Source organism: Enterococcus sp. AZ048 (assembly GCF_051715125.1).
GTDB lineage: Bacteria > Bacillota > Bacilli > Lactobacillales > Enterococcaceae > Enterococcus_A > Enterococcus_A gilvus.
Window position 1 is genome coordinate 1,961,723 of sequence record NZ_JBIOTD010000001.1, and the last position, 21,760, is coordinate 1,983,482.

A 21,760-nucleotide genomic window follows, 5' to 3' on the forward strand; every position below is an offset into this window, starting at 1 on the left:
ATTACCCTCCTATGCTGAATTGATTTGGATTGATCAATGGATCGTTCAATTCTTGAGAATACTTTTTCGCTAACGTTGCGTAGGCATCACTTTTTACACTAAAATGATTTTCACCAGGATAGCGAACTTCGAAGTAAGGATCGAAAATCAATCGTTTGTGTTCTTTTGACAATCGAATTGAGAAGTCAATTCCCTTAACTTGCATCGGTAAAGACAAATCGAAGCCTCCTAAAGCTAAGAAATCCGCTTTTGTAAGGATCATCACGTCTTCTGTTGCCGTATAGATTTCACGTGGCAATGTGGGACGGAAATAGGTCCCGATAGTCTTGTTCGATAGGCCTTGCTGTTCGTATACGACCCGCTCATTTTCTGGATCAAGCAGTACCCCGCAATTCAAGATTGCGTCATCTTTACTGATCACTTTACCCGTTACCGCATGGACATCTGGAAGACGGACAAAGTTCATCGCTTCTTTCAGCCAGGTATTTTTGGTTGGAACCAATTCTTCTGCTAAGAAAACGAGATACTCTCCTGTCGCTTCCTTAGCCAGCTCATTTTCATTTTTTCCTTCAATCACGCGAATGCGCTCGTCAGCAATGGGCGAGTGTGACATTAAAATTTCAATATCCGTCCAGTCAGTGGCTAAAAGTGCCGCCAGTTGTTTTTCGTTGGCATTGCCGCTTAAAATGATTGAAACCTTTGGCTCTGTTTCATAGCTGAAGTCAATTTTATACGCACCGTAATTTTTTGTCATTGTTACAACACCCTTAAGCTTTCGACGCTCCAGCGCTGCCTGCAAAGCATTTTGGCCAGCCACATAAGCATATTCTTTGCTTTGAGGATCCATCGCTACAGAAGTCTCGATCGTTCGCCAATGGTAAAGAATATTGGGAATATGGTAAATTTCCTTTGCGGCTTCGGTAGCACGTAAAACAAAATCATAGTCTTGGCTTCCGTTAAATTCCGTTCTCAATCCACCCACGGCATCAATGACCGAACGCTTCACAACAACAAAATGGGTGATGTAATTGTGCCCTAAGAGCAACGTTTCATTCCAATTAGGTTTGAAGAATGGATCAAATCGTTTGCCACTCATCGAAAGCTTGTCTTCATCTGTATAGATGAATTCACGGTTCTGATTTTCATTCAGTGCGTTGATAACTGCCAATAATGCTGTATCTGCCAAAATATCGTCGTTGTCTAAAAACCCGATATATTCTCCAGTTGCGATAGCAATCGCAGAATTTGTTGCTTCAGAGATATGACCATTTTTTTCGCGTAAAACAATTTTTACACGTTCATCCGCAGCAGCCAATTCCTGCAGCAGTGGTTTGATATGCGCTTTAGGAGAGGCATCGTCTGCCAAACAAAGCTCCCAGTTTTGGTACACTTGATCCGTTAATGATTTTACACAAGCGCGCAGCCATTTTTCATCTACATTGTAAACCGGCACGACTAGAGAAATTTTTGGTTGAAAAGGCAACTCTTTAGATGCTTCGATCAATTGCTTTCGTGTGGGTGCTTCGACTTTCGTCATCCATTCTTCGTAGTTGGCACTTAACAGTTTTGAGCGTTGATAGTTTTTCACTGCACCAGCAAAGCCATTTCGTTTGATCGATCCCAATAAATGACGGATTTTTTTGGTTACTGGCGGATTTTTCGGTTTTGCATTTTTCGCGACAATCGGATATATCTGATCGTGATCATCAATTACTAGTAGATTAATGTCATCCACTACCTGCCTATTTTTAACTGTTAAAATAAATCCAAATTTTTCAGTCGAATCAATCCCGAAAACTTCATTCACATCAGGACGATAAATAGCATTCACTTGTACAGCGTTCATCGAGTCTGCCAGTAGATAGTCCAGTGGCAAATGATGTGCTTCTGAAAATCCCCAGCCTTTGATGATAGCTTCATTTTCAGCCTCGTTGTTTTCAATCGACTCAATTGTTAGTTTGATTCCGTTCATTTCAGGTGTTGCTTCCTCAAATGGAATGGTCTTCAATTGATAATCGTACTTATCGAAATAGTGCAATTTCAGTGAAAGAAGACGATTCTTCTCTTTTTCGTTCGCGACATCCTGCATGACTTTCACTTCAGAGGAAATAAATTCTTCTTCATTCAAAACATTGACAGAGACCGTAAATTCCTTGCCTGCAACCAACGTACCGTCGATAATGACATACGGTTCTTCTTTAATATTAGGGAATAAAAACAGGTCCTCTTGATACCAAGAAGCATTTGTTTCTTCGATCGGTAATAGTTTGTTCTCAACTACGATAGATAATTCGATTGTTGCAGGCACTTTACCGATAACTACTCGTAGTTTTTCTGCGTTAGACGGTGCTTGATGAACCGTTGTTTTATTTTCATTGGTTTGATTATTAAAAATATACGGTTCGATCTCGAATGTGTCCTCTATTAAATAAGCCAATTGTACTTGCTTGTTGTAATTGGAGTTCACAGGTACCACACGTTCTGCCTGTTCCACAGGTTCTTTGCGCAAAGCATAAAAGTATTGATAAACTTCCCCAAAAGGACGATTTTTAAAATCATAGCGTACCATTTCAGGCAGTTCTTCATAGCTAGCTGACAATTCATTTTGTCCAACTTGAGCGTAGGTAAAGTCTTCTCGCCGAACGGCTAATCCGATTCGCTCAAACAGTTCTTCAAAGCCCTGTTGTGTGTAGAAGCTATTGTGTGTGCGATCCAAAAGACCGTATTGCTTCCAATCCAATTTATTATTGAACAAGTCAATCAAAACAGAATTATGAGCCAAGTTCGGGAACGTCAACAAAATTTCTCCGTTAGGCGCCAAAAATTTGCTGGCCTCTTGTAGTGCTCTCTCTGAATCGGTCAAATGCTCTAACACGTCCGCAAAAATAATGAAATCGAAGGTTTTAGTCGCAAAATGATCGTTCCATTTGTATTCTTCAATATTTCCTAAAAAGCCGTCCTGGGCGAAGCCCATGACGTGCTTAAATAAGACCGGATCGAATTCAACGATCGATACTTCACATTTTTTTTCATTGATCAGATACTGAGTCATCCGACCGTTGCCAGGACCAAATTCTAAGACAGTCGAACCTTCTGTAATCTGACTGATAATTTTCCCGACACTTGTGTGTTCTTCCAAAGACAAATCAAAATCATACTTCATTATTTAATCGTGTCCTTCCACTTATGATCCAAAACGACGATGCCTTCACCGACATATTTACCGGAGATAAACATAGTCATATATCTCGTTTTGTAAACTAGCGGCACCGTTGCATTTTCTTCAAAAAGGGCTACGTCAAAATAGTATTCGCCGCCTAAAAGTGCCATTTTTTCATATTCAAGATAAAAGACATTCTCTCCCTTTTTCCAAGGAATCGATTCTTCATCTAACAGTGTATTCAAGCCGCAAACATAGTTATTATCTACTGTACGAATCGCGACACCTAGAACTGGTTTTTTAATAGAGTCGTCTTTGACATTATAGGTCACCTTCACTACGACCTTGCTATCTTGTTCGATGATCTCTAATGGTTGCAGATCTCCGTCCAATAATTCAGCGGATTTTACTTCCACAATATCGTAAGCAGAAAATTCTTCTGATGTTGAATTGTCGCGATCGACGGTTTTTAATGATTTCTTCTTCAGGAAGTTTTCGTAATCTTCCGTGATCTCCATCGTTTCGCCTTCTGCTTCTACTACCCCATTTTTCAACCAGTAAACCCGGTCACAAAAACGACGCACCGCATTAACATCGTGGGAAACGAAAAGAATCGTTTTCCCCGCATTGCGCAGCTCAGTAAATTTTTCCATACACTTTAATTGAAACTCTAAGTCCCCTACGGCCAACGCTTCATCGACGATCAGAATGTCCGGGTCAACATTGATAGCTACCGCAAAAGCCAAACGGACAAACATCCCGCTGGAATATGTTTTAACTGGCTGATACAAGTGGTCGCCAATATCCGCAAAATTGATGATATCATCGACCTTCTCAGCCATTTCTTCACGAGAGTACCCTAATACCATTCCGTTTAGGAAAATATTGTCGTACCCGCTGTATTCTGGATTGAATCCTGAACCCAGCTCCAAAAGTGCCGCGATGTTTCCTTCAATTTTCACTTCTCCTTCAGAAGGAGTCAGTACGCCGGTGATGATTTTTAAAATAGTCGATTTTCCCGACCCATTTTCTCCAATGAAACCAATCATCTCACCTTTTTTCACTTCAACGTTAACGTCATTCAACGCGTAAAAGACATCGTGGTACACTTTTCTTGTTGGACTTAAAGCTTCCTTCAAACGATCAGAAGGTTTCTTATACATATCGTATTTCTTTGTTAAGTGGTTAATTTCAATTACTGTTTCAGTCATTTAACTTTATCTCCTTATAACACATCAGAAAAATGTGGTTTCAAGCGTTTGAAGACGATGCTGCCTACGACTAATAAAATCAATGTCACAGCCCAAAAATAAATCGTCAATAATGGTTTTTCCCAAAACCATTGCTCGCCAAAGAACGCGTCTCGATAACCTTGGACGACATAGAACATCGGATTGAATTTCAAAATAAACTGGATTGTTGGATGTGCCGCAAATTGGTTGATACTCCATAAAACCGGGGTTCCCCACATCAACGCTTGCATAATCACACCAATAAATTGATTGATGTCTGGGAAGAACGGTTGGATCGAAGATGTGATCCAAGTCAGTCCCGTCAAAAACATCATCATCGCAAAAAGATAATAAAACATTTGTAAAATATGCAGACCTGGTACTACATGGTTAAAGATCCCTACGATTAATGCAATAATAATAAAGAATACATGCATGTACATGGCAGAAAATAATTTAACAGACGGCAAAATTCGAATGTTGAAAACAACTTTTTTAACTAAATAACTATATTCACGGAAAACGTTTGTCGCTGAGCCTAATACTTCTGAAAAATACATCCATGGAACTAAACCTGTTAACAGGAAGACAATAAATGGGTATTTTCCATCGGTCATTGCTGCTTTGAACCCAACACCGAACACAAACCAGTAAGTCACTACCATCACTAATGGATTTGCGAAGGCCCAAAAAATCCCCAAGGCAGATCCCGCGTAACGGGCCTTGAAGTCGTTGACAGAAAACTGTTTTAATAGGGTGCGATTTTGGATAATTTCTTTAAAAAAACTAAGTAAGTCTTTGAACATTTTTTTCCCTCTCATCTAGCGCATTATTTATTATTTCTAGGGTTGATTAACGTTATTATTCTACAGAAAGATATATGTAAAAGCAAGGTTAATAAGAATATGCTTCCCGAATTCACTTGGACCTTCAAGACCCTATTCTATCCTTTACCCGTTGGTTAGTACAGGTAACTCATTTACACCCTCGAACTATGCATTTCCTCCCACGGCCGTAGGACAAATAGATCGCTGTTTCAACGAGCTAAAATTTTTATTAAGTTTTGTCTGTGAAAACCTGTTTTCTGATGCTCCACGCTCTTGCCATTAGTGTATTATCAAGAGTGTCTATTCTTATCTTTCTAATTTAAATTACTCAGATGCTTTTTTTTACTCTCAAAGAAAACAAAAATTGGTTCTGTTTCTCATGCTATTTTTCAAACTGAACGGCCAAAATAGAGAAATCAACTGCTAAAATTACACAAAAAAAGTTTAGATGCTTAAAACCGCACCTAAACTTTTTAATCACTATCTTCTACGACTTCTTCGCGTAGGTTCTATGTCATACTCCTCTTCTATCGGATCAAACACATTTGTCGAATAATCGTAATACTCGTCAGGTTCTGGATTACGCTGCCAAGCAAGTCCTAATAAACAGAAAGTAATTGGTATCCAATAAGGAGCCATCAACGTATCTTCCATAGTTGATTGCAATAAAATTCCGAAAAAGGCGATAATAAAACTGAATTGGATCGTTTGGGTATCCTCTCTAAGAATAAGCAACCATACATTATATAGGATAAAGAGGCTGATCAGAACAAGGCCAATCAAACCAAATGCTCCTAACGTAGAATTGTAGCTATTGTGATTCCCTAAAACTTGCTGCCCACGTTTAAATGTGAATGCCGGCATTCCCACCCAAAACTGATTTCTAACTTTAAACAAGGTATCATAAAAATGTTTCCAAATATCTTCACGTCCCGTAAACAAATCGATATTACTTGAGTTTGCTAAAAAGAGGGACAAAGGAAATATTCCTATCAAAAACACACTATAAACAATTCCGTAGGCCCATTTGACTTTTTCTTTCAAAAAATTAGGCCACAAATCAAAAAGAACAAAAAATGCGACAGCAATGAACGCTGCCTGTGATTGAACGACCCAAGTACAAGCAAGAGCGATCGCATATACAGCAAACTTCAGCATTTTAGCCCACGTCAAATCCAGAGACTGCAATAATGTCGCAGCTAAAAAGCTTGAGCACATGACACTACTCCCGATAGTGTTGGTATTGATCCAGATTTCCTGCAACTTGTTGCTTTTATCCCAGATACTGATACCTGAAGGCGGAGTTGGGATTTCGGTAAATATGCGAAATGCCGTGATCAGTAAAACCAGCAACATCAATCCTGCGAATACTAATCGTATCCCCTTTGTGAATTCGACCAATTTGAAATCTAAGACTATAAAAATGATCAAGGCAATTGTAACATCTAAAAAAATATCAGCCTGTCTCAAAGAATCAAATTGATGGAAGAAAACAATCGAAACCAGAGCGATTCCCACCCAGGCAAAGTCATCCCATTTCATCCGATAGCAGTTCAACACTAAAACGATAGTAGCGCCAATCGGCATGTAGCGGCTCATATGTGCATATATATAGAACATCCCAGGTGTGCCAATTCCTTTGGTCCAAAGGAAAAAGCACAACAATGTCATTCCAATTAGAATAGACGCACTGATCAAATTCAATAGATCAGCCGTGCTGTTCTTTACTCGTCCCATTTTATTCCTCCGAACTTCCTTTAATTAATATACTCATCATAATTCGGTGCAGGTTGTGGAATCTCTTGATAATCTTCCGTTCCCCCAATTGGATCAACAGCATCTTCAGGCTGCATTTGATCTTCGTCTGAAGTAAAACTCAATTTATAAATCGACCATTTATCTTTATCAGGACCATATATCCGGTCAAATTGCGCATAATTCAATGCGTTATAATCCTCCAAAGGCCGTTTACTAATCACATACTTAAATCCAAGCTTCTTACAGTCTGTAAAGTTAAGTGTAACCGTGAAGTTGTCTGGGCGATCCAAGCGGAAAATTGTTTCTCCTTTGTCCACAAACGCACGTACATGCGCATAACGATTATAGATTTTTTCTTGTTTGTGTTTCGGATCAATCTTATGCCATAACGCCATGTCTGGATAGAAGCGGACAGAGTTGATCGTCTTAACACCAAGAGCTGGAGTAAAGTTGTATAGGTCTGCTTCTGATAACCACAACGCCTCTGGATCTTCCTTTTTGATTTTACCTATTTCTTCCGCCAATGTTTTCTTATCAATTGCTCCAGTGCCATGAACAACGGGATTAACTGAAAAACCTGATACTAGAATCAAAATAGTCATCGCAAGTATGAACACTTTTTTTAACTTAAACAGTAGACAGAAAAGAATCAGCGCAAATATCACTAATGTCATAAAAATCTCAAAGTTGTTAAAATACAGCCCCATAATTGAAGACACGACAGCATGCGTTGCTTTTATCATAATAAGAGCTAGAAAAATTAATTTTACCCACCAAGTTATGCGGACGTACTCCCAGAAGAAATTGATCATCCATAATGACAATAAGACTGCTCCAAAGCCTAATGTAACCAGCCCTCGTGTACTTGTTACATATGTCAGCATCAATACTTTAGCTATCCCATGACTATATCCGAAATAGGTCCAACCAAACATAAAACAACAGAACAATCCTAAAATCACACCCATGTATTTCTCATCTTTACCATGCTTAGAAAAGAAAATGAAGGGTGACAAAAGAACCGTTAACGGCAAGAAGTTGAAATACGAAGCTACCTCTCCATTGTTGGTTCCATGAAAATTGAAATCTTCAAATGGAATCTTCCAATTGGTTAGGAACAAGAAGTAGTCTGATTGCGGTCTTCCTCCGCCACCCGCTTCTCGATGTCCTGGATAGATCGTGTTGAGGGTCGCGTCGATTGCATCTTTAGAGGTGCTATAAAAATGGAAAAGAACAACACCAATAATTCCAAGCCCTCCAATAATAATTGGCAGATCCCAAACGTCTAACACCAATTCTTTTCGGAAATGGATCAATGTACCAAATAGCCAAAATAGAATCAGGTAAGCTAAGGGTACTTGATGTGCTGGATACAATACTAAAACAAATCCAATCCCGTTAATGACGATCAACGCCATCATAAATAGTCGCAGCAGCCGATTTTCATGCCTCGCGATGTAATAATAACTCGCAACCATAATGGCTAACGTAAAGAACATCAAATCCCCCACATGCTGCATAAACCACCATTGGATCGAAGGCGAAAACGTGATCCAAAACGAGCCTAGCAAAGACAAATATTTATTACGTTTTGTTAAAATCATGACGAGTTCAAAACTCAGTAAAACCATTGCGATAATTTTAAAGCCCCAATAGAAAGAAAGTCCCCTCTCCTTCCCTAAGAAGAAAAATCCCCAGTTGAAAGGTTTTCCAATCACTGTCAGGTCCTTTACAGGTGAATTATAGGCAATGATCATATTTTGACCCTCTTTGCCATATTGCTTATTAACTACTGGATAGTCGCTTTCTGCTTGAGAAAAATAAAATGGGGTCTGGACCATCCACTCATCCGAGCGAACCTCTCGATTCTGTCCAAAAATAACGTCTGATTGCTTATTGTCGCTACGCTCTGAAACGATTCTATCCCAGGAGCCAATCGAACTTCCATTTAAGTTCAGCGCCACAATCAAAATTAAAAAAAGAACGCCAATGATATATCGAAAGCGAATAATCTGATCAATGACCCATTCAAACGGATTGATCTTCTTATAGGGGGTCTCCTTAGTTCGCTTTTGTGCTCTTGATTCCATTGTTTCCTCCCGAGAATAAAAATTTAAGTGTCATTTTTCCATAATTGAATTTTCCGTTCAAGAGCTGTTTGCATCCTCGCAGAAACAATTGTCTACGATATTGAGAATACAGTTGTTTATCATATAAAGAATAATAGCATTTTTCAGCGGATAAAATAGCCTGATAGCGAAAAAAATTCATTCGCTTAGCATAATCTAAGACAGATAATTGATGTTGCAATTCATTTGATAAGATGTACATTTGTTTTTTTTCGAAAAAAATACGCCAGCTCAACCAATGATCTAAATAATCAAGGGGAAAGGACAAGTTGTAGCCGCCAATTTCACGTAAAAAATGTGCACGTACTGCGGTTCCTGAATTGATAACCATTATGTCTTTAGAATACATCTGATTTCCTTGAGGCAGTTCTTTATGTAAAGGACGCAAGGTGTCGCTGCGGACAGGTGAAATTTGCTGTTTCTGATCATTGATGATCGGAGCAATGGCTACGACTGATTCTGGTAATTGTGTAGCTTTTTTTATTAACGCTTCTAAATACTCATAGGAAATCGTCGTGTCTTGATCCAGCGTAATCAACCATACCGCCGATTCACTCATCTGATTCAGCGCAGTGTTATATGCTTGTGCCAAGCCAACATTTGTTTGGCTATGATGATACGTGAATCGCGCATCTAATCCCTGCGGTTCAGCAGCTTGTTCACTATTATCAAAAATCAAAATACTGCGAATCTCAGAAAAAGCTTCAGAGGTAAGAAGAGTATTCAAGCTTTCGATCGTTGATGATTCTGAAGCAGTCATATGATAAAGAACGACCACGATTTCAAACATCTTTCTTACCTCCGACTCTTTATTGTTTAGCTTCTAATTCAAGGAAACTTGCAAGTGCTTCTTGCCAAGTTGGAATCTCAAATCCTAGTGCTTTTGCTTTGCTTAAGTCCATGATTGAGTATTGTGGACGTGTCGCCTTTTGCGGATACTCTTCAGAAGTTACAGGAGCAACCTCGACCTTGGTATCCTTTAAAATTTCTTTGGCAAATTCATACCAAGAACAGCTGTTTTCATTTGATAAATGATACACTCCAAATGGCGCGTTTGTTTCAATTACAAATGTCATAAATTCGGCCAAAGTACGTGTCCACGTTGGCCGTCCAAATTGGTCGTTTACAACAGTCAAACGATCATGAGTTTTAGCCAAGTTTTGCATTGTATAGATAAAGTTATGACCATAAATACCGAAAACCCAAGAAGTGCGGATGATGTAATAATCCTTCATTATTTCTTGAACGGCTTGTTCTCCTAAAAGTTTCGTACGACCATACTCACTCAATGGATTTGTTGCATCCCCTACTTGGTACATGCCGTCTTTCTTTGTTCCATCAAAGACGTAATCTGTACTGATATAGATCAGCGTCGCTCCTGCTGCCTTTGCAGCCTCCGCTACATTGCGTGTGCCATCCACATTGATCAATTCATCTAATTCTTTGCCTTCGTCCTCTGCCTTATCTACAGCAGTATATGCAGCACAATGATAAATCAGTTCCGGCTTCATTTCAGTGATAAATTTATACGTGCCTTCTTTATCTGTAATATCTAATTGATCTGCATCCGTAGACACATATTCGATTTTCTTCTCGTCTAGCAAGTGACGTAATTCAGTTCCTAATTGTCCATGTCCGCCTGTAATTAAGATCATCTCTATCTACTCCTATCTATATCTTGTAAGCCACTTTGATTCATTCCAATAAAACTGACAATAGTTTTATTACTAGGTGTGTCTTCTCTTCAAATACAGTTTTTCTGCTCCATCTAAAAGGAGAAGAAAAACTCGAAAAAAGGCAGGTATACCCTGCCTCATTCAGTTTGTATTATTGGCCGTTCTTTGCGTAGTTGTTTTCGACCGCTTCTTTTTCAGCCCGCCACCAGTTTTCATGCTCGGTATACCATTTGATGGTATCCTTCATGCCTGCACGAAAATTAGTGAATTCTGGTGTCCACCCTAATTCTTCACGTAATTTTGTGGAGTCGATCGCATAACGTAAATCATGACCCGCACGGTCTTTTACGTGATCGTAAGCGTCTTTTGATTGACCCATTTCTTCCAAAATGATTTCCATGACCGTTTTATTGTCTTCTTCACCATCAGCGCCAATCAAGTAGGTTTCGCCGATTTTACCCTTTGTTAAAATCAACCATACCGCAGAAGAATGATCATTTGTATGGATCCAATCGCGTACATTCTTACCATCGCCATATAATTTTGGACGAATACCGCTTAAAATATTGGTGATTTGACGTGGGATAAATTTCTCAATATGTTGGTAAGGGCCATAATTGTTTGAGCAGTTTGAAATTGTCGCCTGTAAGCCGAATGAACGAACCCATGCCTTAACTAACAAATCAGAGCCTGCTTTAGTTGATGAATAAGGGCTTGATGGGTTGTAAGGAGTTTCTGAAGTGAATTTTTCTCCTTCGCCTTCTCCATGCCCTGGCAGATCCTCTCGTAATGGAAGGTCTCCATACACTTCATCTGTTGAAACATGATGGTAACGCACATTCTGTTTACGGCAAGCTTCGATTAAAGTGTAGGTTCCAATGATATTTGTTTGTACAAATGGAAATGGGTCTTTCAATGAATTGTCATTGTGAGATTCTGCCGCGTAATGAACGACTGCATCAGCCTTCTGCACTAAACGATCGACTAATTCTGCATCGGCGATATCTCCGACAACTAACTCCACGCGATCTTCTGGAAGTCCAGCAAGGTTTTCCTTGTTTCCAGCGTAAGTTAATTTATCTAACACTGTGACATGGACTTCAGGATGATTGTTTACAACATAATGAACGAAGTTAGAGCCGATAAAGCCCGCTCCGCCTGTTACGATAATATTTTTCATCTATATTTACTCCTTAAATTTCACCATATACGAAAGGATTTTCTGCTTCAAATTCTTTCAAAGTCGGTTGTTTCGCATCTTTTTCCGAGGTGATTGCTTTTTCAATGGCAATTGGCCATTCAATCGCTAAATCTGGATCTGCAAATGAGATTCCGCCATCTGCTTCTGCATCGTAGTAGTTGTCACATTTGTACATAAAGTTGACATTTGGAGTCAGCGTCACAAAGCCGTGAGCAAACCCACGAGGAACCAACAATTGACGATGATTGTGTTCTGAAAGAATATAACCTTCCCATTTTCCATAGGTTGGACTGCCTTTACGAATATCCACGATCACATCAAGAACTGCACCTGTTACGACACGAATCAACTTGGTTTGTGCCGATGCGCCTTTTTGAAAATGCAAGCCGCGAAGTACACCTGGTTGTGTCGACAAGGAATGGTTGTCTTGAATAAAATCGAAATCGATCCCAGCTGCTTTAAAATCCTCTACAGAATAACTCTCTGTAAAAAATCCGCGATGATCGCCAAATACTGCTGGCTCGATAATTTTTACATCTGTTAAGTTTGTTTCAGTTACTTTAATTTTTCCCATGTTTAATCCTCTTCTGCTAAACGTAATAGATATTGCCCATATTGATTTTTCTTCAATGGTTGTGCCAATTCGACCAATTGTTCTTTTGTGATGTAACCCATTCGATATGAGATTTCCTCTAAACAAGCGACTTTTAAATTTTGACGTTTTTCGATCGTTGAGATAAAAGTTGATGCTTCTAATAATGACTCATGTGTGCCAGTATCTAACCAAGCAAATCCTCGGCTCATTACTTCAACAGACAATTTATTGCGCTTCAGGTACTCTTTATTGACATCCGTGATTTCTAATTCCCCACGTTCAGAGGGTTGAATATTTTTGGCAATCTCCACAACCTCATTATCATAAAAGTATAAGCCCGTCACTGCATAATGAGATTTTGGTTTTTCAGGTTTTTCTTCGATAGAAACTGCCTGCATGTCGTCGTCAAATTCTACAACACCAAAACGCTCGGGATCATTTACATGATACCCAAACACAGTAGCACCTTCTGTTTTTTTCGCGGCACGCTGCAGCATCCGTGACAAGCCGTCGCCATAATAAATATTGTCGCCTAGAACTAAGCAAACGCTATCGTCACCAATGAACTCTTCGCCGATGATGAACGCTTGAGCCAATCCATCTGGGCTATCTTGTACTGCGTATTCAATGTGAATTCCCAACTCATGACCGTCTCCAAAAAGATTTTCAAAACGCGGTGTGTCTTGTGGAGTTGAGATAATCAAGATCTCATTGATTCCTGCCAACATCAAGGTAGACATTGGGTAGTAGATCATCGGTTTATCATAAACCGGCATCAATTGTTTCGACGTTGCTTTGGTTAGAGGATACAAGCGAGTACCGCTTCCCCCTGCTAGGATTATTCCCTTCATAGTTACGCTCCTTTTTTATACATACGAACACATTATACCCGATGTCAGGTATTAGAAAAATCGTTTTGCTGATTTTTTTTAATTTCCTTTATCCTTTTTCTAACTAATTGCAGTGCATTCCATCGCCATTTAAACTGCTGCACTCGTGAAGCAGTCGTCTTGATCTCAGATGCATTCAAGCCATGACGACGATAATAAACCAATTCATCTGGAATAAACTGAACCCCATGATAATAATCGGCTAATAAACCAATCCACATATCATGCATAGGAACATCTGGCGGAATCGGTAAAATAATTGATTTCAGTTCAGATCGAAAAGCCATTCCTGCACCAATATAACTGCTTTTCACCAGGTTATGCCAAAACCCGGCGTGTGTATGACGCATCGCTTGATAAGATGGAACTAAGACCTCGAAATCATTGTCAACGATAATTAAATCAGAAACGACCGCAGTTATCTTTGGATTCTCAAAATGCGGCAGCATTTTTCCCACCTTATCTGGATGCCAAACATCGTCTTGATCGCTAAGAAAAATGATTGCGTTGTTGCTTCTTTGGATGGCATTTGAAAAATTCGCGATCAATCCTTTTCCCTCATTCTGGAATAAATGGACGCGGGAATCCCTTTCTGCTAAATCTAATAAAAATTCCCACGTACCATCGGTGGAATGGTCGTCGGAAATAATCAACTCGTCCTGTTCTGAAAGTTGTGGGAATATGCTGTTCAATTGTTCTTCAATAAAGTGACGTCCGTTGTAGGTTGCCATACAAACAGAAATTCGCGTCTTGGACTGCTTTTGCATCCCTTACCTCCAAAATTAAAAAAATTGCCAGCCCCACTTTTGAAAATATTTTCGCATGGACTGTAAAAAAATGAAAAATAACTTTCTGTTCTTCACTGCTCCGCGTTCATACAGATGAACCACTGAAAATTGCGGACTGTAAATAGCTTTATAGCCTGCTTGCTCCATTTTACGACAAAGATCGTTGTCTTCAAAATACATAAAATACCGTTCGTCAAACCCTTGTATCTCTTGAAATTTTGCTAAATCCACAACCATAAAACTACCGGAAATCATACGGACAATACTATCGCGATCCTCAGGAAGATCCCGGCACTCAAATTTCTCTAGACGTTTCGTGAAGATTTTTTTAATGAATCTAAACGGGATAAAACGCAGCATGTAATCAAAAACATCTAAATGATTGCGAATCAAATACTGCATTGTTCCATCCTCATTTAAAATTTTTGGTGCTAGTAGACCGCAATCTGGCTGGGCTGCTAAATGATTGACCATCTCTCTCAGATGATTGTCGGAAAGAATAATATCAGGATTAAAAATAATGCCGTAGCCGGTTGTCCCTAAGAGATTGGTGTTATGCCCAAAGCCGAAGCCCTTATTTTCGTTATGAAACTCAATGGATACAAAAGGATGGGCGAGATATTTTTTTAGTCGTTCTTGGTACGCTGGTTCTGATGCATTGTCAAAAATTTTCAATTGAATCTGCTGCTCATCCTTCAATTGTTCGATCAAGGAATCCAAGCTCAAAAAAATTTTATCGCTATTATGTGTCACGATGCTGACAGTCACATTCGGTTCGTATCTATTCATAATGGACGACAACACTCATTTCTTAAAATATTTATGCAATACTTGCGTTCGATATTCTCTATTCCCGAAGAAACGAAAACTTTTTGTAATAAAACTATATTTTTCACTAATTAATCCGATCAATTCTAATAAGAAGGTCAGGGCAAAAACCATCGCTATGATCAAAACAATCGTTCCTACTCGACTCGTATAATTTAGCAACAGTGCGGAAAATGAAAACAATACGGCGATTGCATAGATTGTTAAGACCGCTCCGCGATGTGTAAAACCTAAATTTAATAATCGGTGATGCAGATGCTGCTTATCCGCAACAGAAATCGGCATGTTTTTTGCCTTCCGACGAACCATTGCAAAAAAAGTATCTGTTACAGGGACTCCCAAGATTATCAAAGGTGTGATCAAAGAAATGAATGTAACATTTTTTAGCCCTTGCAAAGTCAGAACAGACATCATAAATCCTAAAAATAGCGCTCCAGTATCCCCTAGATAGATTTTTGCAGGATGAAAATTATATGGGAAGAACCCCATGATACTAGCAACTAAACAAAAAATAGCTAATGAAATATAGACTGTCGATGAGTGGAGAAAGAAGTACCCAATCACACCGATCGTGGTCAAACTGATAATTGATACCCCTGAAGCCAGACCGTCTAATCCGTCAATAAGGTTCATCGCGTTCGTGATCCCAAAAATCCAAAACAATGTAGCAGGTAAACTCAGCCACTCAAGATTGATCCGTCCAAGAAACGGCGCGGTAAAGAAGTTGAACCGAATGTCTGCAAAATAATAAATAACCAACGCTGCCAGCAAAATACCGACACTCTTTTGTCTAGGCGTCAATTCAAACTTGTCGTCCAACAATCCTGTAATGATGATGATCAGCCCACCCAGCAAAATTTTGCTGATGTACTCAAAAGGAATGGCATCACGAAACAAAACCAAGGATGAAATAGCGAATGTAATAAATATTGGCAACCCGCCTGCACTTGGCATAGGCACTTGGTTCATTCGGCGTGCATTCGGATTGTCTACCAATCCGGTCTGGACCGAAATTATTTTAAATATCGGGGTCAAGATCAATGCCATCAAAAAAGTAAGAAAGTATTTGATGATCAGCCCGAATGATACTAACATATTGCCACCTGCCCTTTAACTAAAAATTATTATATAGAATTCAACCCTCTTTACAAGGTTCTGCTGAAATCTTACAAAAATTCTTGAACTTATTTCTTCTTTTTAATAAAACGATCTTTTAATTGATTGAACCATTTATTCACGCGGTTAGACCCTTCCGTGACTTCTTGCCCGGTATGATATTCTTCAATCGTGACATTCAGTACGCCGCCCAAAATAATAATGGTCGCGGCAAAGTTCAACCAGAACATCAGAACGATGAAACTTCCGATAATCTGATACCCAGAGACTCGTTGGGCAAAAGTCTGAGCATAGATACTAAATCCTTGCGCCAATACGATCCAACCCACTGTTGCAAATATCGTGCCGGGCAATGCATACTTGATTCGCACATGAGCATTAGGAATAACAATATATAACCCGCCCAAAATAACTAATAAGCCAATGAGTGTGACCGGCCAGCGCAGCGCTAAGAATGTTTCAATAATATCTGGTGAAAAACGCAATAATTGCTGCAACGCATCTAAAATAACTTGACCTGCACTGAAAAACAACGCGACTGCTATAATCGCCATCATCAAAATACCAACGATCCCGACCGAGACGATCCGACTGATCACAAAATTCCCCCGGTCTTCAACTCCGTAGGCTCGATTCAACGCGGTCTGCAAGGCATTGATCCCTCGGCTGGAGGACCATAATGCGGCCAAAACAGAGATAGACAACATACCTCCTGAAGTATTTTCCAATAATCCAATGATTGCCGGCTTCAAAAAGCTATAAACATTTGGAGGAATCGCCTCACTCAAATAAGGCAGCACCGTTTCGGGAGTAATATTAAAGTACGGCAGCAGATTGCCGACGATGATTAATATTGGAAAAAAAGACAGCAACAAATAATAGGCAACTACTACGGAGCGGTCGCCTATTTCTGTCTCTGCTAAGTGTTTTTGGATCGATTGGATAAAATCCATTAATTTTTTGTTTTCTTTAATTTTATCTATTGGTCCCATAAAATCTCCATCGTTCTAATAAGTTCCTTCTTCACCTTGTGAAGTTAAAATTTTTGGTCCTTCTTTTGTAATTGCTAAAGTGTGCTCATATTGGGCACTCCAACCGCCATCACGCGTATACGCAGTCCAGCCATTTGGGTCCATTTTCATTTGCCATACACCGGTGTTGATCATTGGTTCGATGGTGATCACCATGCCTTCGCGCAAGCGCAAACCTTTCCCCGCTATACCATAATGAGGGATCGCTGGTTCTTCGTGGATCGTTGGTCCAATGCCATGTCCGACAAAATCGCGCACAACAGAGAATCCTTCTCCTTCAGCATATGTTTGGATCGCATGACCTATGTCACCGATTCGATTGCCGACTTGTGCTTGCTCAATTCCCAAATACAGTGCTTTTTTAGTCACTTCCATTAAACGTTCGATCTCAGGTGAGGCTTCTCCTACTGCGTAAGACCAGCACGAATCTGACATTGCGCCCTTGTATTCCACGCACATATCCACTTTGATCAAGTCACCATTCTTTAGTGGTTTCTTTCTTGGAAAGCCGTGACAAATTTCGTCATTGATACTGCAACAGGTCGCATATTCATAGCCTTCAAAGCCGATTTGAGCGGCGATTCCGCCATGACTCTCGATGAAGTCTCTAACAAACTTTTCAATTTCCATACTTGTAACACCAGGTTTTATAAAATCCCGTAGATGGCGATGGACATCAGCCAAAAGTTCGCCTGACTCGTTCATCATTTCTATTTCTCGGGGTGATTTTAATGTAATCATGTTCTCGTCTCCTTATGAATAGTCAAAATCTCTTTTTTATTAAGAATAAAAATCTGATTTTCCAGTTAACTTTTCGCTAGTTAGTGGTGAAAATAACTCTATGGAACAGCTAAACACTACTAACTATACTGTCGAAATTCTACTGCACTTCTCAAAAAATAAAAAGTAGAACTCGTGAAAAGCTGGACAAATCTCCTTTTTCATCTTGTCTATTTTAACATAACCCTATAAAGCGAACAAATGGTTAGAGACCAGTGATTCCTTTTTGATTTCTATTTTGATATAATGACCATGAATTTAGCTTGAAGCTAAGAATGTCCTTTCAGCTTTTCGCGATCCGTCATGGAGAAAAGTGACCTTTAAAGGTTGAGCAATGTATGGCATTCAAACAAATAAGGAGGAATTCTTTTGACATTAGCAAAAATTGTTTACGCCAGTATGACTGGAAATACCGAAGAAATCGCCGATATCGTGGCAGAAGCCTTCGAAAATTTAGATCTTGATGTAGAAATTGATGAATGTACACAAGTAGAAGCGGAAGATTTTGAAGATGCGGATATCTGTGTCGTAGCTACCTATACTTATGGTGAAGGTGATCTTCCAGATGAGATCGTAGATTTTTATGAAGACCTTCAAGAATTGGATCTAAGCGGAAAAATCTTCGGTGTATGCGGATCTGGAGATACTTTTTATGATCAATACTGTAAATCTGTGGATGATTTCGATGCAGCTTTCGTAAAAACCGGAGCTGCTCGTGGTGCTGATAGTGTGAAGGTAGAGATGGCCGCGGAGGAAGAGGATATCGAGAACTTAGAAGCCTTTGCGAAAAAAATTGTCGCCGCTGCTTCTTAATCGTTGAAAATAAAGCAGAATAAAATAAAGAAAGCCGAAAGTCGATTTACTTTCAGAATCAAACGTAAATCGGCATTCGGCTTTCCATTTAGGCAGTTTTTTCAGCTCGCTTTCTGAATTTTCGTTCCGCATTGAATTGATGGTGGAAACTATTTTGATGTTTCAAGTCTAGAAACGGGAACCCGCATCAAAGTAATGCTAAGATAGAATCAATGAAATGGAGGGATACAAATGGTTTTACCTAATTTTGAAACACTTTTAGAAAAATACGCCCACTTGATTGCGAAAGTCGGTGTAAATATCCAAAAAGAAGACACAGTTATCGTTTATGCTAGTGTGGAACAAGCAGCTTTAGCACGTCTTGTGACAAAAGAAGCTTATCAATTAGGGGCGGCGGAAGTTATCGTACAGTGGAATGACGATCAGATCCAACGGGAATTTTTGACCTACGCAGCGGAGGATCGCTTGAATGAAGTTCCTTCCTATAAAGTCGATGAAGCCAACGCTTTTGCTGAAAAACGAGTTACACGCATCAGCATTGTTTCTCAAAATCCAGATGCTTTGTCAGGGGTGGATACTTCACGTGTCGCCAGTTTTCAGGCAGCCCGTGGAAAGGCTCTTCAAGCGGTTATGGAAGCAACTCAATCCAATAAATTACGCTGGACAGTGGTCGCTGCTTCAAGCCCTGCTTGGGCACAAAAAGTTTTCCCAGATCTTTCTTCAAGCGAAGAGCAAGTGGACAGACTTTGGGATGAGATTTTTAAAACTACGCGCATCTACACGGATGATCCCGTGAAGGCTTGGGAAGCACACGATGCAACAATGCGTGAACAAGCGGAGCGTTTAAATAAGGAACAATTCTCCGCCCTACACTATACAGCACCTGGAACAGATATCGTCATTGGCCTTCCAGATAATCACGTTTGGGAAGGTGCTGGCAGTTTTGCTGCCGACGGAAATGAGTTCATGGCGAACATGCCTACAGAAGAGGTATTCACTGCACCAGACAGAAACCGTGTCGATGGCTACATTACCAGCACAAAACCGTTGAGTTATGCAGGGACAACATTAACAGACATGCGCTTTACATTTAAAGATGGAAAAGTCGTGGAATTCTCTGCGAAAGAAGGCTCAGATGTCTTGGCCTCACTATTGGCGATTGACGAAGGTGCAAAACATCTGGGTGAAGTCGCTTTAGTTCCAGATCCATCGCCGATTTCGCAATCGGGGATCACGTTCTTCAATACTCTTTTTGATGAGAACGCATCAAATCATTTAGCTCTTGGTGCTGCTTATCCTTTCAGTGTCGAAGGCGGAACAGAAATGACCAAGACAGAATTAGCTGCTGCTGGATTAAATAGTAGCCAAACGCATGTGGACTTTATGGTCGGATCTGCGCAAATGATGATCGATGGCATTCGTAAAGATGGCACAAAAGTCCCTATTTTCAGAAATGGCGATTGGGCGTCCTAAATAGAAAAAACCACTTAGAATGGTTTCTAAGTGGTTTTTTTGACGTTCTCGACTGGGATCGAACCAGCGACCTATCGCTTAGGAGGCGATCGCTCTATCCTACTGAGCTACGAGAACATACCTCCACTATTGTAGCGATTTTAACTTATTTTAGCAAGATGACTAACTTAAATTTAATCTACTTCCGCTTACAAATTCACAAAAAATGATGTTTTTACTCCTACACAAGCCCATTGATCCGCTTGATTGTCTGACAATGCAAAAAAGAGCAAAGAAAAAAGACTTATTTTCGTCTTTTTCCCTTGATCTTCTTATTTTTTTTCTTTTTAGGATCGCTTTGTTTTACAGGTTCTTCTGTGAGCAGCTCGCCGCCAAATAGGTAAATAGGCGCCAGATTCAGTGCTAATTTTTTCCCTATTTTAGTTAAATCCGCTTTCTCCTGAGGGGTGACAAGTGAAATAACGACTCCTGTTTTTCCCATTCGTCCCACACGTCCTGCACGATGCAAATAGCTTTCTTCGCTTAACGGAACATCTGCGTTGATCACAAACGGCAGCGATTCAATATCTAATCCTCGGCTAGCCAAATCTGTCGTCAAAAGCCCTAGCGCTTGGTGTTTCTTGAATTGCTCGATCGCACCTTTACGGGATAATTTTGATTGATCTGATGCTAAGCTGGCTACGGGCAATTGATGGAAAAGTAATTTTTCTTCCGCGCTACCCATATCTCCTAATTGATTGAAAAAAATCATACCCCAAAAAGTAGGCATATTCAGTAAGCGGCGCAGTTGTTCAACTTTTTTTCGATCGCTGGTTTCTAGGTAAAAGTGTGAGACTTCTCCCTGGCTGTCATCTTCTTCTGAAACATCTACTACAAGCAGCTCGGATTCAAAGGTATTCAATTCCTCTAATACAGTATCCGCCGTCGCAGAAAAATATAAATGCTGTGCGCCGTTGTCACTGGCTTTTAGGATTTTTTGAATCAATTGAAGGCTCTGCCCCTGAACCAATTGATCGACCTCGTCGAATACCAGCGTTTGGATATTCGGTGTTTTGATTTTTTTTGCTGTGATCAACTCCATGACACGACCCGGTGTACCTATTAGGAGCTCCGGTTTTTTCTTCAGTGCCTCTTGCTGCCGTTTAATATTGGCTCCACCAATCAACGGCTGGACCTTCATGCCTGAGCCTGACAGCCATTTGCGAGCAACTTCCACAACTTGCATCGCTAACTCTTGTGAAGAGGTCAAGATTAGGACCTGACTGGCCTTTCCTGGCGTCATTTTATTCAGCAGTGGTAGTAAATATGCGAGAGTTTTCCCACTGCCAGTCGGAGCGATTCCAACTAGATTTTTACCTTCTGTTATAGGTGTAAACACGCTTGATTGGATCAATGCTGGCTTTTCAAACCCAGCATCCTCCCAATTTTTTTGTAAAAATGGTACAAATTCCTGATTATCCATA

Annotated in this window: 18 protein-coding genes and 1 tRNA gene; 2 read left to right on the forward strand and 17 right to left on the reverse strand. The window is 40.0% G+C overall.

Annotated features, from left to right (window positions below; genetic code table 11):
• Window position 1 precedes the first annotated feature (1 nt).
• From IGI66_RS09700 to map, 15 genes are all read right to left on the reverse strand, one after another.
• Entirely contained in the window at window positions 2–3,163 is a 3,162-nt protein-coding gene (locus IGI66_RS09700; protein WP_438848746.1) for a glycosyltransferase, read from the reverse strand.
• The gene (locus tag IGI66_RS09705) at window positions 3,163–4,371 is read right to left on the reverse strand and encodes an ABC transporter ATP-binding protein (protein ID WP_010780256.1); all 1,209 of its coding nucleotides are present in this window, start codon (window positions 4,369–4,371) and stop codon (window positions 3,163–3,165) included. The genes IGI66_RS09700 and IGI66_RS09705 overlap by 1 nt, the downstream gene beginning before the upstream one ends.
• Before the next feature lie 14 nt (window positions 4,372–4,385).
• Window positions 4,386–5,198, reverse strand: a complete 813-nt coding sequence (locus tag IGI66_RS09710) for an ABC transporter permease (RefSeq protein ID WP_010780255.1) — start codon at window positions 5,196–5,198, stop codon at window positions 4,386–4,388.
• Between the two features lie 501 nt (window positions 5,199–5,699).
• Entirely contained in the window at window positions 5,700–6,956 is a 1,257-nt protein-coding gene (locus IGI66_RS09715; protein ID WP_438848749.1) for an EpaQ family protein, read from the reverse strand.
• A gap of 20 nt (window positions 6,957–6,976) precedes the next feature.
• A complete protein-coding gene (locus IGI66_RS09720; protein WP_438848750.1) occupies window positions 6,977–9,067 on the reverse strand; it encodes a DUF7657 domain-containing protein in 2,091 nt (696 codons plus the stop codon).
• Window positions 9,039–9,896 (reverse strand): glycosyltransferase, encoded by an 858-nt coding sequence (locus IGI66_RS09725; RefSeq protein WP_431379693.1) that lies wholly within the window; start codon window positions 9,894–9,896, stop codon window positions 9,039–9,041. The genes IGI66_RS09720 and IGI66_RS09725 overlap by 29 nt, the downstream gene beginning before the upstream one ends.
• Before the next feature lie 19 nt (window positions 9,897–9,915).
• On the reverse strand, window positions 9,916–10,761 hold the full coding sequence (gene rfbD / locus IGI66_RS09730) for a dTDP-4-dehydrorhamnose reductase (RefSeq protein WP_086303510.1): 846 nt from the start codon (window positions 10,759–10,761) through the stop codon (window positions 9,916–9,918).
• 172 nt (window positions 10,762–10,933) lie between these two features.
• Entirely contained in the window at window positions 10,934–11,962 is a 1,029-nt protein-coding gene (rfbB, locus tag IGI66_RS09735; RefSeq protein WP_086303509.1) for a dTDP-glucose 4,6-dehydratase, read from the reverse strand.
• Window positions 11,963–11,975: 13 nt separating this feature from the next.
• Window positions 11,976–12,557 carry a dTDP-4-dehydrorhamnose 3,5-epimerase gene (gene rfbC / locus IGI66_RS09740; protein ID WP_010780249.1) on the reverse strand — a complete coding sequence of 194 codons (582 nt, stop codon included), beginning with the start codon at window positions 12,555–12,557 and terminating at the stop codon, window positions 11,976–11,978.
• 2 nt (window positions 12,558–12,559) lie between these two features.
• On the reverse strand, window positions 12,560–13,429 hold the full coding sequence (rfbA, locus tag IGI66_RS09745) for a glucose-1-phosphate thymidylyltransferase RfbA (protein WP_010780248.1): 870 nt from the start codon (window positions 13,427–13,429) through the stop codon (window positions 12,560–12,562).
• 44 nt (window positions 13,430–13,473) lie between these two features.
• Window positions 13,474–14,235 carry a glycosyltransferase gene (locus IGI66_RS09750; protein WP_367378215.1) on the reverse strand — a complete coding sequence of 254 codons (762 nt, stop codon included), beginning with the start codon at window positions 14,233–14,235 and terminating at the stop codon, window positions 13,474–13,476.
• A gap of 15 nt (window positions 14,236–14,250) precedes the next feature.
• Complete coding sequence (locus IGI66_RS09755) at window positions 14,251–15,045, reverse strand: glycosyltransferase family 2 protein (RefSeq protein ID WP_438848754.1); 795 nt, start codon at window positions 15,043–15,045, stop codon at window positions 14,251–14,253.
• A 15-nt stretch (window positions 15,046–15,060) separates the two neighbouring features.
• On the reverse strand, window positions 15,061–16,179 hold the full coding sequence (locus tag IGI66_RS09760) for an MraY family glycosyltransferase (protein WP_010780245.1): 1,119 nt from the start codon (window positions 16,177–16,179) through the stop codon (window positions 15,061–15,063).
• Between the two features lie 89 nt (window positions 16,180–16,268).
• Entirely contained in the window at window positions 16,269–17,192 is a 924-nt protein-coding gene (locus IGI66_RS09765; protein WP_010780244.1) for a YihY/virulence factor BrkB family protein, read from the reverse strand.
• Window positions 17,193–17,207: 15 nt separating this feature from the next.
• Window positions 17,208–17,972 (reverse strand): type I methionyl aminopeptidase, encoded by a 765-nt coding sequence (map, locus tag IGI66_RS09770; RefSeq protein WP_010780243.1) that lies wholly within the window; start codon window positions 17,970–17,972, stop codon window positions 17,208–17,210.
• 408 nt (window positions 17,973–18,380) lie between these two features.
• Between map and IGI66_RS09775 the strand changes: the two genes are divergently transcribed.
• Both IGI66_RS09775 and IGI66_RS09780 read left to right on the forward strand, forming a co-directional pair.
• Window positions 18,381–18,824 carry a flavodoxin gene (locus tag IGI66_RS09775; RefSeq protein WP_010780242.1) on the forward strand — a complete coding sequence of 148 codons (444 nt, stop codon included), beginning with the start codon at window positions 18,381–18,383 and terminating at the stop codon, window positions 18,822–18,824.
• Between the two features lie 231 nt (window positions 18,825–19,055).
• Window positions 19,056–20,297 carry an aminopeptidase gene (locus IGI66_RS09780; RefSeq protein ID WP_438848757.1) on the forward strand — a complete coding sequence of 414 codons (1,242 nt, stop codon included), beginning with the start codon at window positions 19,056–19,058 and terminating at the stop codon, window positions 20,295–20,297.
• Window positions 20,298–20,340: 43 nt separating this feature from the next.
• On the opposite strand, the gene IGI66_RS09785 is transcribed toward IGI66_RS09780, so the two are convergent.
• Both IGI66_RS09785 and IGI66_RS09790 read right to left on the reverse strand, forming a co-directional pair.
• Window positions 20,341–20,414 (reverse strand) — tRNA-Arg (locus IGI66_RS09785).
• Window positions 20,415–20,580: 166 nt separating this feature from the next.
• On the reverse strand, window positions 20,581–21,759 hold the full coding sequence (locus IGI66_RS09790; protein WP_438848759.1) for a DEAD/DEAH box helicase: 1,179 nt from the start codon (window positions 21,757–21,759) through the stop codon (window positions 20,581–20,583).
• Window position 21,760 lies beyond the last annotated feature (1 nt).